The organism is Azoarcus taiwanensis (assembly GCF_012910885.1).
In the GTDB taxonomy this organism is placed as follows: Bacteria; Pseudomonadota; Gammaproteobacteria; order Burkholderiales; family Rhodocyclaceae; genus Azoarcus_F; species Azoarcus_F taiwanensis.
This window is the reverse complement of sequence record NZ_WTVM01000041.1, coordinates 1-16098: the sequence shown is the minus strand read 5'-3', so window position 1 is coordinate 16098 and position 16098 is coordinate 1. Positions and strand designations below refer to the sequence as shown.

The following is a 16098-nucleotide window of genomic DNA, read 5'->3' as shown; positions in this document are numbered from 1 at the left end:
GTTTTCAGTCTAGAGCGCGCTGGTCGACGCCACGCTGACTGGAGGATTACAACTTTGTAATGTACGGCGGCGTCGCCGTGCATCACACCCACCCACTCAACCGCGCGCGCCCTGTGGCAGCGCCTGGGGTTCGGCCTCCGGCGCGAGCGGCCCCGATCGTTCGCGAGGCAAACCCCACTGCTTCACCACCGCATAGATCGCCGGGATCACGATGAGCGTCAGGATGGTCGAGGACACCATGCCGCCGACCATCGGTGCGGCAATGCGCCGCATCACCTCGGAGCCGGTGCCGGTGCTCCACATGATCGGCAGCAGGCCCGCGATGACGGTGATCGTGGTCATCATCTTGGGTCGCACCCGCTCGACCGCGCCTTCCATCACCGCGCGGTAGAGGTCGGCCACACCGGGGTGGCGCCCCTCTTCGGCGCAGCGGGTTTGCGCGTCGCGCCAGGCGTGATCCAGATAGATCAGCATGATTACCCCGGTTTCCGCGGCAACCCCGGCCAGCGCGATGAAGCCGACCGCGACCGCGACGCTCATGTTGTAGCCCAGCCACCACATCAGCCAGATGCCGCCGATCAGCGCGAAGGGCACGGTGCTCATCACGATCAGGGTTTCGGTCATGCGCCGGAAGTTGAGGTAGAGCAGCACGAAGATCAGCGCCAGTGTCAGCGGGACCACGATCTTGAGCTTCTCCTTGGCGCGCTCCATGTACTCGAACTGGCCGCTCCAGGTGGCGTAGGTGCCGGGCGGGAAGCTCACCTGCTCGGCCACCGCCTGCTGCGCCCGGCGTACGAAGGCGCCGAGGTCGGATTCGCGGGTGTCCACATAGATGTAGCCGACCAGCATCGCGTTCTCGGTGCGGATCGCCGGTGCGCCGTTGCGGATGGTGACTTCGGCGACCTGGCCGAGCGGCACCATGCCGCTGGCGGTCGGCAGGAACACCTCGCGTGCGATACGCTCCGGGTCGCTGCGCAGGCCGCGCGGGTAGCGCACGGTCACGCCGTAGCGCTCGAGCCCCATCACCATGGTGGTGACCTGTTCGCCGCCGAGCGCGGTGGCCACCACCTGCTGCAGGGCGTCGACCGTGAGCCCGTAGCGGGCGAGCTGGTCGCGGCGCGGCTCGATGTCGAGATACAGTCCCCCGGTGACCCGCTCGGCGTAGGCGCTGGTGGTGCCGGGCACCGACTTCACCGCGGCTTCGACCTCGCGCGCGACCCGCTCGATGTCCTCCAGACTGCGCCCGAACACCTTGACCCCGATCGGCGTGCGGATGCCGGTCGACAGCATGTCGATGCGTGCCTTGATCGGCATGGTCCACGAGTTGGCCAGGCCCGGAAAGCGCAGTGCGGCGTCCATCTCGGCGATCAGCGAGTCGATCGTCACCCCCGGCCGCCATTCGGACTCCGGCTTGAGGTTGATCACCGTCTCGAACATCTCGATCGGCGCCGGATCGGTGGCCGATTCGGCCCGGCCTGCCTTGCCGTATACCGACTCCACCTCGGGGAAGGTCTTGATGATGCGGTTGGTGGTGGCGAGCAGCCGCCCGGCCTCGGTGACCGACATGCCGGGAATCGAGGCCGGCATGTAGAACAGCGTGCCTTCGTTGAGCGTCGGCATGAACTCCGAGCCGAGCTGGCGCGCCGGGTAAATGGTCGCCGCCATCGCCGCGAGCGCGAGCACGATGGTGATCCACTTGAAGCGCAGCACGCCGCTGATCATGGGTCGGTAGCTCCAGATCAGGAAGCGGTTCACCGGATTCCTGGCCTCGGGCAGGATGCGCCCGCGCACGAAGAACAGCATCAGCACCGGGATCAGCGTCAGCGACAGGAAGGCGGCGCCGGCCATGGCGAAAGTCTTGGTATAGGCCAGCGGCGAGAACAGCCGCCCCTCCTGACCCTCCAGCGCGAACACCGGCAGGAAGGAGACGGTAATGATGAGCAGCGAGAAGAACAGCGCCGGGCCGACCTCCTTGCAGGCGTCGATGATGACCCGCGCGCGCTTCTTCGCATAGTCTCCCGGGCTCAGCCCGCTCGCGGTCGCATCGAAACGCTCCAGCCGTTTATGCGCGTTCTCGATCATCACGATCGCGGCATCGACCATCGCCCCGATCGCGATCGCGATGCCGCCCAGGCTCATGATGTTGGAGCCGATGCCGAGCGCGTTCATCGCGATGAACGCGAACAGAATGCCCAGCGGCAGGGTGACGATCGCGACCAGCGCGCTGCGCACATGGAGCAGGAACACGACGCACACCAGGGCGACGATCAGGCTTTCCTCGAGCAGCGTCCATTTGAGATTGTCGATCGCGCGCTGGATCAGCTCCGATCGGTCGTAGACCGGCACGATCTCGGTGCCGGCGGGAAGACCCGGGCTGATTTCGGCGATCTTGTCCTTGACGTTGGCGATCACGTCGAGCGCGTTCTCGCCGAAACGGGCCATGACGATGCCGGAAGCGACTTCGCCCTCGCCGTTGAGCTCGGCGATGCCGCGTCGTCCCGCCGGCACCAGCTCCACCCGCGCGACGTCACTGACACGCACCGGTGTGCCGCGGTCGTTGCCCAGCACCAGCGCCTCGATGTCCTCGATGCCGCGCAGGTAGCCGCGGCCACGCACCATGTATTCCTTTTCGGCCAGTTCGATCACCCGGCCGCCGACATCGCGGTTCGACGCGCCGATGACCCTCCCGACCTGCTCCAATGGAATGCCGTAGCTCGCCAGCCGGTGCGGGTCGACGACGACCTGGAACTCCTTGACGAAGCCGCCGATGCTGGCGACCTCCGACACCCCATGGGCCTGGCTCAGCTGATAGCGCACGTACCAGTCCTGCAGGCTGCGCATCTCGCCGAGGTCCTTGTCCTGGCCGAGCAATGCGTACTGGTACACCCAGCCGACGCCGGTCGCATCCGGCCCGATCTGCGGTGCCACCCCCTGCGGCAGCCGCCCGGCGGCCGAGCTGAGGTATTCCAGCACCCGCGAGCGCGCCCAGTAGATGTCGGTGCCATCCTCGAAGATCACATAGACGTAGGACGCGCCGAACATCGAGAAGCCGCGCACCACCCGGGCGCCGGGCACGGACAGCATCGCGGTGGTGAGCGGATAGGTGACCTGGTCCTCGACCACCTGCGGCGCCTGGCCGGGGAACTCGGTGAACACGATGACCTGCACGTCGGACAGATCCGGCAGCGCGTCCAGCGCGGTGTTCTTGATCGCGTACAGGCCGGCGCCGATCAGGAACAGCGTGGCCAGCGCGACGATGAAGACGTTGCGCCCGGACCACTCGATGAGACGATTGAGCATGTCAGTGGCCCTCGTGGCGGTGGCCGTCGGCAGCCTCGGGGACGATATCGGTGACGACGAACTCGCCATTGCCCCGGTCCTCGAAGGCGAAGCGGATCGGTGTGCCCGGGGCCAGCCCCTCGACCAGCGCCGGGTCGGCCAGGCCGAACTCCATGGTCATCGATGGCCAGTGCAGGTCGGGGATCGCTTCATGCATCAGCATCACGCTGCCGGTGTCGTCGAAGTAGTCCTCGAACGCGCCGCGGGTCTCATAGCGTGCCGGCCCTTGCTCGGGGTCGCCTTCGCCAAAGCTCGCTAGTGCCGCCTGCAGATTGCTCTCGGCGTCGATCAGGAAGTTGGCCGACACCACGACCCGTTCGTCACCGTCGAGGCCGGACAGGATCTCCACATGGTCACGGCTGCGCAGTCCGGTCTCGACGACTTGCGGGCGGAACCGGCCTTCACCCTCGGCGATGAGCACGATTCGGCGCTGGCCGTCGTCTATGATGGCCGAGTCGGGCACGGTCAGGCGGGCTGCGTCGCCGCCGGTGAGCAGTTCCACATGCGCGAACATGCCGGGGCGCAGCAGGCCGTCAGTATTGCTGAGTTCGAGCCGAACCGGCGTCGTCCGCGTCGCGGCGTTGAGGGTCGGGTAGATGTAGGTGATCCGGGCGTCGAAATGCCGCCCCGGATAGGCGTCGATACCCACCCGCGCCGGCTGCCCCGGGGCGATGCGGGCGAGATCCTGCTCATACACGTCGGCGAGCACCCACACGCTCGACAGGTCGGCGATACGATAGACCGGCATGCCCGGCGTGAAGCGCATGCCTTCGACCGCGGCCTTCTCGAGCACGATGCCGTCGGCCGGAGCGCTGAAGACCACGCTGTTGCCACTGGCTCCCCCTGCCTGCCAGTTGCGCAGACGCGCACGTGCCGCGTCCGCAAGACGCTGCGCGCCCTGTTGCGCCACAGGGTCCGCAGCCGCCGTGCTGGCCAGTCGCTCGGCAATCGCCAGCTCCTGACGCGCCGAGGCCAGCTCCGGGCTATACACGGTGAACAGCGCTTGCCCGCGACGCACCGGGTCGCCGGTCGCATTCACATGCAGGCGCTCGATCCAGCCCTCGAAACGTGGCGACACATCGTGGATGCGCCGCTCGTCGAGCTCGATCCGGCCGACTGCGCGGAGCGCGGCATCGAGCGTGCGGTATTCCACTGCGGCGGTGCGCACACCCAGGCTTTGCAAGCGTGCCGGGCTGACCCGCACGGTGCCGACATCGTCGCCCTGTTCATCGGCATAGACCGGGATGTAGTCCATGCCCATCGAATCCTTCTTTGGCACCGGGGAGGTGTCGGGCAGGCCCATCGGGTTGCGGTAGTAGAGGATGACCCGCTCGCCGGGTTCGCTCGTTGCGGCGTCGGAAGCGGGCGCGGCATGAGCATCGAATGCATGCCCGTGATCGGCCGCCGAGGTGTGCTGGCCGATCTGATAGCCGGCGATGAGTGCGACTGCCACCGCGGTGACGATCAGCGTGGGTTTGAGGGCGGGTTTCACAGTGAGCTTCCCAGAAGTTGTTCAAGCGTGGCGGCGCTGAGCGCGGCTTCGACCTCGGCGTCGAGCAAGGTGAGGCGGGTGTTCAGGACGCGCTGTTGGGCCGCCAGCACGGCGGCGAAATCGATGCTGCCGGTCTCGTAGCCGGCGCGTGCCGAGGCGAGCCCGGCTTCGGTTTGCGGCAGTAGCGTGTCGCGAATCAGGGCAGCCTGTGCGCGACGGGCCTCGAGTGCGGCATGGGCTTCGCCCACCGCCCCGGCCAGTTGGTGTTCGGTGGCTTCCCGCCGGGCCTCGGCTGCGGCGCGGGCATACTCCGCTTCGCGTTCCCGCGCACGCCGACTGCCTTGCTGCAGCGGGATGTTGAGCTCGAACATCACGTCCCAGCTCTCACGCCCGCCTCGCGGGCGGTTGTTGGCAATCGATACGCCGAAATCCGGGTAACGCTCGCGGTAGGTCAGCGCGCTGTTGCGTTCTGCGGCAAGCACTTGCGCACGACTGCGGCCAAGTGCGGGAGCCTGTGCGGATGCCTGCTCGATGAGGGCGTGGAGCGCGGCCGGCGGTGGCAAGGGGGGCAAGGCCACCGGCGCGGACAGGGGGGCGTCCGGCGCCCGGGGCAACAAGACATTCAGGTTTGCCTGTGCGCTGGCGCGGCGACGCGTGAGTTCGACCGCCTCGAGCCTGAGCGAAGACAGCGCGCCCTGAACCTGCAGCACCTCTTGCTGACTGGCGAGGCCCAGCGCGTAGCGGCTGAGTGCCAGCGCTTCGAGGCTTTCGTTCAGTGCAATCGTCTGTTCCAGAATGCGGGCCTGATCGACCACACGAAAGTAGGCGATAAAGGCTTGGCGAATGGCCCCCTCGATGTCCAGCCGGGTCTGCTCGACATCTGCCGCATATCCGTCGGCGAGCGCCTGGGCCACTTCCCCACGCAGCGCACGCTTGCCCGGATAGGGCAGCATCTGCGTCACCCGCAGGGTGGTGGTGCCAACCTCGCCGGGCACCAGCGAAGCCGAGCGCCCGGGGTTCATCGAGTTGGTGACGTCCATCAGCTCGATCTCGAAGCGCGGGTCGGGCAGGCCGGTCGCCGATATCACGCGTTCGCGGGCGGCGGCGGCATCCAGCCGACTCGCGCCGAGGGCTGGATTGTGCTCACGCGCGTGGGCGATCAATGTGTCGAGATCGGCGCCGAGCGCAGGGCCGGCTGGCGGTGCATCGGCGAGGACGGTCGTGCTCCAGACCAGGGCCAGAGTGGCCGCGCACAACGCCCTGGTTCTGGTCGGGCGGTCAAAGAAGCGGATCAGGTTCATGGCAGGGTAGTTCGCGCAGGCATGGAACGTGGGTGCGGGGCGCTCGCCGGCCCCGTAACCGAATCAATCGGCGGCTTTCTCGATCGCGGTCACGACAAACTCGTCGCCGTCCTTGTCTGCGGCAAATTGCACCTTGTCGCCATTGGCCAGACCGTCGAGCGAGGCTTCACCACTGATACGGAAGGTCATCGTCATCGGCGGCATGTCGAGGTTTGCGAGCGGGCCATGGGCGATGGTCACGGTACCGGCGTCGGCATTGACCCGGCGAATCGTCCCTTCGGACAGGCCCGAGGCCGTGGGTTCGGTTGCAACGGCAGCCGGTGCGTGGCCACGGTGATTTCCGGCGTGGCCGGCTTGTGCAAACACCTGGCTCGCACCGAAACCGGTGATGACGAGCGCGGCTGTGAGGACTGCGGAAGACAGGGTTTTCATTTGAGGTGACTCCTCCAGGGTTCGATAAAAGCGTGGGCGATCGTGGCCGGATTCGGATTGCGGAGTACGAAGCGTCCATCGACCGGTGCATGATGAGGCGGGCTTCCGAACGACAAGCTGACGCGCGGATTACATCTTTGTAATGTGTGCGCGGAGTGCGCTTGGGGCTGGCAGAATCGGTTCATCACACGCAGCAGGAATGACGAATGAAGATTCTGATCGTCGAAGACGAGCTGAAAACCGGCGACTATCTGCGCCAGGGCTTGAGCGAGGCGGGCTTCGTCGTCGATCTCGCGCGCGAGGGCATTGACGGCATGCATCTCGCACTGACCGGCGACTACGACTTGCTGGTGCTCGACGTCATGCTGCCCGGTGTCGATGGCTGGACCATTCTGCAGGCGGTGCGCCGCGCCGGTGGCGAGATGCCGGTGCTGTTCCTGACCGCCCGCGATTCGGTCGAAGACCGGGTTCACGGCCTGGAGCTCGGCGCCGATGACTACCTCGTCAAACCCTTTGCCTTTTCCGAACTGCTCGCGCGGGTGCGCACGCTGTTGCGCCGGGGCAAGAACAAGGAGCCCGAGGTGTTGCGTGCGGCCGATCTGGAACTCGACCTGATGCGCCGCCGGGTCACGCGTGGTGGCCAGCGGATCGATCTCACGGCCAAGGAGTTTGGTCTGCTCGAACTGCTGTTGCGCCGCCAGGGCGAGGTGCTGCCGCGCTCGCTGATCGCCTCCCAGGTCTGGGACATGAACTTTGACAGCGACACCAACGTGATCGAAGTCGCGGTGCGCCGGCTACGGGCCAAGGTGGATGACCCCTTCGAACCCAAACTGATCCGCACGGTACGTGGCATGGGCTATGTGCTAGAAGCGGACGGCCAAGCATGAGCGTCGCCGAAACCGGCGGACTCTCGCTGACCGCGCGGCTTGCGGCGCTGTTCGCCTCGATGGCAAGCGGGCTGCTGATCGTCGTCGGCATCGCAGTCGATCGGGCGGTGTCGGCGCATTTCGATGAGCTCGACCAGCACGAGCTCGCCGCCAAACTGGTTGCCGTCGAGACCCTGCTCGCCACGACCGGCTCTGACGACGCGCTGGCCTTGCTGCCCGGCCGGCTGGATGACGCACTCGCCGGCCATGACACGGTCGCGCTTCGTCTCAGCATTCCCGCACGCGACTGGCAGCACGCGGTACTTGACGATCGTTTCGCCTCGCTGACAGTGCCGGCCCCGGATCGCCGGGGCGCCGAACTCATGAAATGGCGGGACGCCCGTGGCACCCCCTTCATTGGCAAAGCGGCCACGGTGCAGGTGCGTTTGCCCGAGTCCGTCGCAGCCGAAGTCCTGCTTGGGTTAGACACGTCGCACCATGCGCACTTTCTGCGCGCGATGCGGGTTCAGCTCGGGCTGGGCATTTCGGCCGCCGCCGTGCTCGCGGCCATGCTGGGCTGGTTGGCGGCGAAGAAGGGGCTTGCACCGATGCGCCGGGTCACCGCCACGGCCAGCCGCTTGTCGGCAGAGCGTCTGGGAGAACGCTTGTCCGAGCGTGATGCACCGGCCGAGATGCGTGAGCTGGTCGAAGCCTTCAACGGCATGCTCGAACGTCTGGAAGCTTCGTTCAGGCGCTTGAACGAGTTCTCGGCCGACATCGCCCACGAGTTGCGCACACCCGTCTCCAATCTGATGACCGAAACCCAGGTGGCGCTATCCCGTAGCCGCTCGGCCGACGAATATCGCGAAGTGCTGCACTCCAACCTCGAGGAGTTCGATAGGCTGGCACGAATGATTGCTGACATGCTGTTCCTCGCCAAGGCCGACAACGGCCTGCTGCCCAAACCCGCCGAAACTGTCGCGCTGGAAGTGGAGGGGGCTGCCTTGCTGGAGTTCTACGAGGCGCTTGCCGACGAGAAGGGCATCCGGATGAAGCTGTCTGGCGCCGGCCAGGTCATCGGCGACCGGCTGATGCTGCGCCGCGCGCTGTCCAATCTCTTGTCGAACGCGATTCGGCACACGCCGCTCGGCGAAACCGTCGAAGTGGCGATCCAGGCTGATGTCGGACAGGTTAAGCTCGCGGTCAGCAATCCTGGCGAGCCGATCCCGCCGGATCAGGTGCCGCTGGTTTTCGAGCGCTTTCACCGGGCGGACCCGTCACGCCTCCGCCAAAGTGACGGCTCCGGCCTCGGGCTCTCGATCACGCGCTCGATTGTCGAGGCGCACGGTGGTTACATCGATCTAAATTCGGAATCGACCGGAACTGTCTTCACGATCACCCTTCCCGCAAGGTTCCTCGAGAAACGTTAATGGATCATCCAGAACGGGGTGCATGTGCAAAAATGGATCGAGCACGGGCGGTCGTTTTCGTGCGTTCATGTGTTGGTCTGCACTGACAGCACCTGGCGAGTGACCGATGGGGCCAACGACCCGCAGCCGGCCCACATAAGCCGAAGTGGAGTCGGCCGTTTGCTTTGCTTTGTGACCTCTCTGCTCGGTTACCTGCCGGATGGCTACGTGTGAGCGGATGACAGCAACGGGTCGATAGGGTGAGCTCGAGGTATCAGAGACCTGCCGTTCAACCTCGTTTGAGCGCTCGGCGACCGGTGTCGTCGGCATTGCCGCCGCTCGCTGGGCACAAGCTGAACGGCCCCTTCGGCCGACGACCTGCCAGTGAGCAGTCGCCATTAATGGCCGGCCTATTCGGTCACCCGCCGTAGAAGCCGGTGTGCGGTGTAGGACCTCGGTAGGTCTGTGAGGTTGAGTTCAAAGGGCTCAGATCCGGCCGTAGCCTGAAATAGCAAGCGGTCACTCGACCATACTGGCTAAGACCGCGTTCCGCACCACCGCCCGTGTGGACCGCCCGCACGTCATCTCCGCCATTGCCTGCCTCGACTACCACCGGGTGTGGGCAAAGTGATACGCATACGCACGGCCACCCACTACACGGTAACCGGAGCAGCCCTTGTTGCTGCTGGTGCGGCAGCGTCACAAAGTGATTGACCCAAATAAGCGAAACCCCGGCTGATTAAGCCGGGGCTCCTCTTTTACTAAAGCCGCCTATACGGCGGAAGGGAGTGTTCTCCGTGAAAAACAAAACTTTCTAAGCCGCCTATACGGCGGAATCGCAACCTCACGGATCTACTCAGTTTCAGATGCCACCTATAAGGCGCCAAGCGAAACGTCACAGAACTTACCAAGTCAATTACTTAGACCCATAAGCTTTATGTGAGTTGATGCTAGCATCTGATTTTTTGAATGTAAAGCATGCTCTAAAACTTTTTTAACTGTACGAATGCCTGTGGTGCATATCCATTCCGTTCCTAATAGACAACCGCACGCAATGAGCCGCTACATTGAGAGTTAAGGAGGACTCACCAATCGGAACCGAAACGCTCCTCACCGTCCATACCTGTAGATTTAATCAAATCCGCTGGAACAATGTCAGTGAATGACAGCTCCCGCACGCTAGATGCCACAGCAGAAACAACTTCACTGGCTCCATCGACCTGCCTCATACCTTCGCCCTTTGCCCATTCCTCCAGCACCACCGCTGCTTCACGTACGATTTGTACCCAGTTCTGTTTTACTAAACGAGGCCAATAATCGCCGTTATCGAACCAGTCGCTCCAGCGCTTTCGAAGTTGCTCATCTGACTCGTGAGCCAGTAGCGTGTCAGCTACCAAGCGACCACCGACATCAACTGTTGCAGTTCTCAGCGCTCGTTCCCAGATACTGAGAGCCGCAATCGGCAGTGTCGGATCAAATGCCGGAGTATCGTCAGATGTCAGCGCGTCAAGCCGGGCACCGTATTTTGCCGGCACCTCCTCGTTCTTATAGTCATTTGTGTGCGGGTATTTCGCGCGAGTCATCAGCTGTACTTGCTCATTCATTTTCGTGATCAGATCTGCGCTATCTCCTTCACGAATCTGAAGCAGCCTGAACCAATCCTTCGGATCTTGCATATTCATGAGCGCCCCCTTAACCAACGAATCCTACGGGCCTTCGCCGGCTGCTATTCCGAGGAACGGGAATCCGAACACAGCGCTCATTTTCCCGCAGCGCCAACGCAATCGACTGTCGCAGCGTTCGCTTGATGTCTCTTACGCTGCACTCCGCGAGTCGATCGAGTGCGTCCACATGCAAAGAATTCTCGAGTTCATCAGTCAAGCCGAACTCGTTGAGCATCTGCTTGTAGATTCTCTGTGCGATTTCTCTGAGTTGATCAGTAGTCAACGGATCCGGCTCGATCAACACAAAGCGGGAGAGGATCGCCGGATGAAGGGCGCTGACATCATTTGCCGTCGCGAACCAATTCACGTTCGACGCATCAACAGGTAGCCAAGGCACGGACTTGTCAGCGAAGACACGTGCAGTCGTATCCTCAAGAAGCTGATAGAGCGCACCCAGAGGATCGCCAGCACCTCGATTGCTTTTCTCTATTTCGTCCAAGGCAAACAAAGGATTAGCTATGCCCTGCCCTCCGGAGAGTCCCACCTGCCCTCCGGAGAGGCCCGCCACCACCAGAGACTGCCAGACGCATCCCGGTTGCGTATTCCCCCAGTACTCTTCGGATCCGGCCAACGAAGCGCTTGCCTGCGCACTACTCATTCCGATTACCTGGAACGGCAATCCGAGCACTTCAGCTACACGCAACGCATAGTCTGTTTTTCCGACGCCTGGAGCTCCATGGAGCAAGAGCTTCACTCCGCAGATGCCAGTCCCGCGGCGGCGCGCCAGCGCTTCTTCTTGCAGAAGAAACTCGGTCGCCTCCCGGAAGTTCGGATGCGTATTCAGCAGATGCTCCAACTTCTCCGCAAGCTCGGGGCCGGCCAGGGCTCCGACCAAGCGGAACGGCCCCATTTCTCGCAAGATCTTGAGAATGTCATCGTGACGCCTTACTACGTCTCGCTCAGCTGAAAGACTCTTGCCAGGACGAATAGTGGGGTCAAAAATGCGTACGACTTTACCTCTGTCGTAGCCGACCTCCGCTCGTCGTTCCGGATCAGAGCGCGCAGCCTGCAAGCGCAGACGAAGCTCTGCGACCGTGTCGCGCAGTCTTGCAACGGATGTGCTGCGTCCAATGCCAACAGTGTCGATCGCGGGCTCGGCCCCGCGTGCCGACGTGACCGTAATCATCGTCGGCTCCTCTTACTGTTCAGCCGCTGGCGAGACGCCAAACGGATCTGCATCAATCGGAACGTACCGCACCTTCAGACCGGCGAGCGTTTCCTGCAGATGACCGAAGAAACGTGATTCGGCCGATTGATCACCGCGCGCGGCGAGTTGCTGCCACCGATTCGGCAAGTGAACGAACTCCCGCGCATTGTCGCCAGCCCGCACGAAAGTCGTACCGATGAATCCATGAAACGAACGGCCGTAGTCGGGCCCATCCGGACCAACGACGTGCGATGCAATCCACAGCCGGTTCGCCCAACTATGGGGCGCACGCCATGCATCGGTCCAGTACTCCGGCTCGTCGTCGCGATCGACAACACGTTCAATCGCCCAATGCAACCCATCAGTGACAAGACACTCCAGCCCACGCTCGCCGAGAATGTCAATGCAATGCATGACACGTTCGAAGGCAGCATCAGCCAACGCATACAATGAGGCATCCCGTGGAAGAGGCGCCGGTACAGCTGTCTGGCGAACATCCCTGGCCCACCGTTCAGCGCTCTTGCTTCGATGCATCTGGACCATCTCGGTCAGATCGCGGATCAGGGGGTAGTCTTTGCCGCGAACCTCCCCGACAGACTTTGCGAACGCAATTGCGTCTTCGAACACTGCAGCATCAAACCATTCCGTACCCCCGTCTGAATATACGGCGAGTGGTCTGTGTGCGTACTTGAACACACCGTGCAGCACATACTCAAGCGCGCGAGTATCTGTTTCGATCAGTGCCGAATTCGCCAGATCAATAGTCGGGTGACGGCTAGCGAGACTGGAAATGCGGGCCCCCGGCCTACGGGTGTGCCCGATCTTGACGCGCCCGGTGACCGGGTCTTGAAGAAAATATACGAACTTACGCTTTTCGTCGAACGAATGTGCTTGCGATTGGAAAGACATCATGAACTCCCTGTGCGTGCTGGTCTGAAGGCATATGCCCCAGCCATCCCCCGCACCGGACGCCTCCGACGCGGGGGATGCCTAGTAGCCCCCCAGCTACACAAATGCCGCACAATGTGTTCATTGTCGTTCTCCTAATCACCAATTACACTTATCAACGCACACCACATATGTTGTTGTGTGTATGCGTACTATACTGTACATCTCTATAATTGTCAACGCTATTTCGCTACTTCCCAATGCTCAAATTCAAACTACGCGAACTGCTATCAGAGAAGCAGTTCCGCGATGGAAAACTGACAACACTTGTCGAACTCTCGCAAGCGACCGGCATTCATCGAAACACGTTGTCCGCATTAGCGAACTTCAAACGAGATGCGAATCCCACCATCGAAGTCATCGACAAGCTTTGCGCGTACTTCGACTGCCCCATCGAACAGCTAGTTGAATACATTCCGGATCACAAACTGCCACGATAGCCCTGTGCATGAAGAGCTCATACATAGTGCCGCCGCCCTCTCTTTCTGGCGCTGGGTAGCACAGCCAGTGAATAGCATAGTGCTCTCAGACTGAAGGCAATTGAGCAGATTTTGGCAACCTCTTCTTGAGTGCAGCGATTGACGCTATAAGGAGAACGATTCCAACTCATTCATGCGGTCGATCACAGAAACATGCCGTCAATTCCACAAGACTTCAGAATACGGCTATCAATAGCTATCACTCGCCATCGACAACCAACCATTACCAGCTATTGCTACACTTCCGCCAGCCGAATCGATGCATACGAACGAGCAAAGACTGACAGCGGGCTGCCAAGACGCAACATTTCGTCATGCACAAGTGTCCGTGCCAGCGAAAGTGCTCTCGCAACAAGCTGAGCATCTTCCACGTTCACTTCGTTCAGCATGGACGCTAGTCTTCTGACCGTAGCTGATGCGCTTCTCGTGTCCAGCATGTAATGTTCGATGATCACGGCTTGTATCCATTCTGGCGCACGATCATACATATGAATGTCGGGCATTGACCTGCGATCAATCGCTCTGATAAGGCATGCAATACAGATTACCTGGTACGCCCATGCTTTCATCAGCTCTGGACATGGATCTACACGATGTATGTCAGCTGATCTGTACGCTGAGCTGGCATGTCCGGGCATGAGCAACGACGCCAAGCCAAGCATGAACGGCAGCCAGCTCAGCCAGTCCGTCACACGCAACCGGGCGACTTGCCCGCAATCAATCGCGAACTCATTGAGCGGCTCGATCGCCCACCCACCGGCTGCGTGCCCCCGTTCAGCTGATCTGCCAGCTCGGTGGCGAGGCAACCATACAGAGGTAATCGATTCGAGACAGTCTTTGAGCTCCCCTACTGAACATTCTTCGTCGAGTACTCGATCAAGCACGTAAAGCAGCAATTGATATGAGCCCGCGCCCTCCGGATAGTCCCTGCGCAACCATGCCTGAGCGGCTGCTGTGTCTGTGTTCAAGCGGCGAAACCGCATTATCCAGTCCTCGCTCGGCCGGTCAGTCCCGTTACGCCATGCAGATAGACGACTAGCAGAAACAGGGTGGTGCGTATGCTGCAGGTATCGCTCCAACTGTGCGGCCACTACCTGATTCTGTTCTGGTAATAGCGTGTAGTAAACGCTGCTAAACCAAGCACGAATCCGGAATGCATCTGAAGCACTCCAACTATCAAGTTTGCTTGGTCGAGCCATAAGAATTCCGCGAAATCATCTATTCGAATCAGGTTATACGCTATACAGACCACCGAAAAGCTCTTGCATCATCTCTGTGTGTTCAATCAACAGGAGATGATCATGTCTCGCAAAAGACACCCGCTCGTTACGACGACTCAAATGCCAGGGCAATCGCACCTACCTGACATAGCAGCATCCAAAATAGCGTTCACGGTCATGCACTTACGAAACCGCTGTTCACAGCATACGAAATTGTGTAGTTTCCTCGTCTTTTGGGGTTCCCATGAAGACGAGGGAAGTGATGCCGCTCATGCAGGTGCTTGTCTCGATTTCCGACCCGCGCAGCACTCGCCAGGTCAGGCACGATTTGGCAGAGTTGCTCACGGTGGCGGTATGCGCCGTGCTGTGCAGCGCGGACGAATTCTCCGAGATCGAGGCGTGGGCCAAGGAGCGCATCGACTGGCTGCGAGGCTTTCTGGTGCTTGAGAACGGGATTCCTTCGCACGACACGTTCGGACGCGTGTTTGCAGCCTTGGATCCTGGCGAATTCGAGGCTGCATTTCGGCGCTGGGTCGGCCAGCTGATTCCCGCGCTGGACAGCGACACCGTGGTTGCAATCGACGGCAAGACCAGCCGACGAAGCACGACCAAGGCCCAGGCCAAGCCCTTGCACATGGTCAGCGCGTTTGCCGCAGATATTGGTCTGGTGCTCGGGCAGACGGCGACCGCCGAGAAATCCAACGAGATCACCGCCATCCCGGAGTTGCTGGCCACGCTCGCGCTCGAAGGCTGTGTCGTCACCATCGATGCGATGGGCGCCCAGGCGAGCATTGCGCGTACGATTCGCAACCGTGGCGCCGACTACGTGCTGTGCGTGAAGGACAATCATCCCAAGCTGGTCGAATCCTTTCTCCTCGCGCAGGCCGGCGTGGGGGGCAAACTCGCCCCGACGTCCACCAGCGAAACTGCCGACGACGGACATGGCCGCAGCGAAGTGCGCCGCTGCTGGGCCTTCAATGCAGTCGAACGCCTCTACAAGGCCGAGCAGTGGGCGGACCTGAAGAGCTTCGCGATTATTGAGCGCGAGCGCACCGTCGCTGGCAAGCGCTCTTGCGAGCGACGCTACTACATCAGTTCCCTGCCGGCAGATGCAAGGCGCATCGCCCATGCGGTGCGCAGCCACTGGGAAGTGGAGAACCGACTTCACTGGTGCCTCGACGTCCAGTTCAACGAGGACCAATCGACCGTTCGTACCGGCTTTGCCGCCAACAATTTCGCTATCGTTCGCCACATCGTGATGAACCTCCTTCGGATGAACACTTCACGCAAGGGCAGCATCAAGACAAAGCGGATGCTAGCCGCCACCTCCGACAGGTTCCGTGCCGAACTGCTCGGAGTTATGACATGAAGGTGCGATTGCCCTGGACTCAAATGCCTGGATTCATTCGTCCTAAAGACGGCGACGGTGGATCAGTGCAGATCACTGTACGTATTCCAGTAAGCGAGAAGAGCAGACTTGAAGCCGCGCAGGAGCTGCTTCAACAGCAGAATCTAGAGATGAGTATCACGGACATTGTGCGCAATGCACTGCGTGATGCGTGTCAGTATGTAGAGCAGACATACCTTACTTCGCAGAATTCATCTATTGGTGGCAATCAGAGCCATAAAAAGGGATCTGAAGAGTCAAGGAGCGGGAATCATTCTTCCAAGCCGCGCGTGGAAGAATGGGGGGCGGCGGCGATTTCGACTGATAGTGCCACGCGCGCCGCCGCCCCACCCC

General features: G+C 61.6%; 13 protein-coding genes. 5 read left to right on the top strand and 8 right to left on the bottom strand.

From position 1 onward, the window contains the following. Positions 1 to 96: 96 nt before the first annotated feature. The 4 genes from GPA21_RS08725 to GPA21_RS08710 all read right to left on the bottom strand — a co-directional run bounded on the left by GPA21_RS08725 (position 97) and on the right by GPA21_RS08710 (position 6564). Positions 97 to 3300 carry an efflux RND transporter permease subunit gene (locus GPA21_RS08725; protein ID WP_168987815.1) on the bottom strand — a complete coding sequence of 1068 codons (3204 nt, stop codon included), beginning with the start codon at positions 3298 to 3300 and terminating at the stop codon, positions 97 to 99. Position 3301: 1 nt separating this feature from the next. After that, the gene (locus GPA21_RS08720; RefSeq protein WP_339379867.1) at positions 3302 to 4831 is read right to left on the bottom strand and encodes an efflux RND transporter periplasmic adaptor subunit; all 1530 of its coding nucleotides are present in this window, start codon (positions 4829 to 4831) and stop codon (positions 3302 to 3304) included. Then, on the bottom strand, positions 4828 to 6132 hold the full coding sequence (locus GPA21_RS08715) for a TolC family protein (RefSeq protein ID WP_168987814.1): 1305 nt from the start codon (positions 6130 to 6132) through the stop codon (positions 4828 to 4830). Before GPA21_RS08715 ends, GPA21_RS08720 begins: the two co-directional genes overlap by 4 nt. Before the next feature lie 63 nt (positions 6133 to 6195). Then, positions 6196 to 6564 (bottom strand): copper-binding protein, encoded by a 369-nt coding sequence (locus GPA21_RS08710; protein WP_168987813.1) that lies wholly within the window; start codon positions 6562 to 6564, stop codon positions 6196 to 6198. 206 nt (positions 6565 to 6770) lie between these two features. Between GPA21_RS08710 and GPA21_RS08705 the strand changes: the two genes are divergently transcribed. Both GPA21_RS08705 and GPA21_RS08700 read left to right on the top strand, forming a co-directional pair. Then, a complete protein-coding gene (locus GPA21_RS08705) occupies positions 6771 to 7451 on the top strand; it encodes a heavy metal response regulator transcription factor (RefSeq protein ID WP_168987812.1) in 681 nt (226 codons plus the stop codon). Next, positions 7448 to 8860, top strand: coding sequence for a heavy metal sensor histidine kinase (locus GPA21_RS08700; protein ID WP_168987811.1), 1413 nt, complete (start codon positions 7448 to 7450; stop codon positions 8858 to 8860). The genes GPA21_RS08705 and GPA21_RS08700 overlap by 4 nt, the downstream gene beginning before the upstream one ends. Before the next feature lie 1064 nt (positions 8861 to 9924). Here the strand turns inward: GPA21_RS08700 and GPA21_RS08695 are convergent. The 3 genes from GPA21_RS08695 to GPA21_RS08685 are packed head-to-tail and all read right to left on the bottom strand — an operon-like array spanning position 9925 to position 12619. Next, positions 9925 to 10521, bottom strand: a complete 597-nt coding sequence (locus tag GPA21_RS08695) for a hypothetical protein (protein ID WP_168987810.1) — start codon at positions 10519 to 10521, stop codon at positions 9925 to 9927. Positions 10522 to 10531: 10 nt separating this feature from the next. Continuing rightward, the gene (locus GPA21_RS08690) at positions 10532 to 11689 is read right to left on the bottom strand and encodes an AAA family ATPase (RefSeq protein WP_168987809.1); all 1158 of its coding nucleotides are present in this window, start codon (positions 11687 to 11689) and stop codon (positions 10532 to 10534) included. Positions 11690 to 11701: 12 nt separating this feature from the next. Then, on the bottom strand, positions 11702 to 12619 hold the full coding sequence (locus tag GPA21_RS08685) for a GIY-YIG nuclease family protein (RefSeq protein ID WP_211163502.1): 918 nt from the start codon (positions 12617 to 12619) through the stop codon (positions 11702 to 11704). A 239-nt stretch (positions 12620 to 12858) separates the two neighbouring features. On the opposite strand from GPA21_RS08685, the gene GPA21_RS08680 reads away from it, so the two are divergent. Beyond that, complete coding sequence (locus GPA21_RS08680; RefSeq protein ID WP_168987807.1) at positions 12859 to 13098, top strand: helix-turn-helix domain-containing protein; 240 nt, start codon at positions 12859 to 12861, stop codon at positions 13096 to 13098. 275 nt (positions 13099 to 13373) lie between these two features. On the opposite strand, the gene GPA21_RS08675 is transcribed toward GPA21_RS08680, so the two are convergent. Continuing rightward, positions 13374 to 14336 (bottom strand): hypothetical protein, encoded by a 963-nt coding sequence (locus tag GPA21_RS08675; RefSeq protein ID WP_211163501.1) that lies wholly within the window; start codon positions 14334 to 14336, stop codon positions 13374 to 13376. A 265-nt stretch (positions 14337 to 14601) separates the two neighbouring features. On the opposite strand from GPA21_RS08675, the gene GPA21_RS08670 reads away from it, so the two are divergent. Then, entirely contained in the window at positions 14602 to 15726 is a 1125-nt protein-coding gene (locus tag GPA21_RS08670) for an ISAs1 family transposase (protein ID WP_168987805.1), read from the top strand. After that, the coding region (locus GPA21_RS08665) for a hypothetical protein (RefSeq protein ID WP_168987804.1) at positions 15723 to 16098 on the top strand (376 nt) is incomplete at its 3' end. The genes GPA21_RS08670 and GPA21_RS08665, both read left to right, overlap by 4 nt.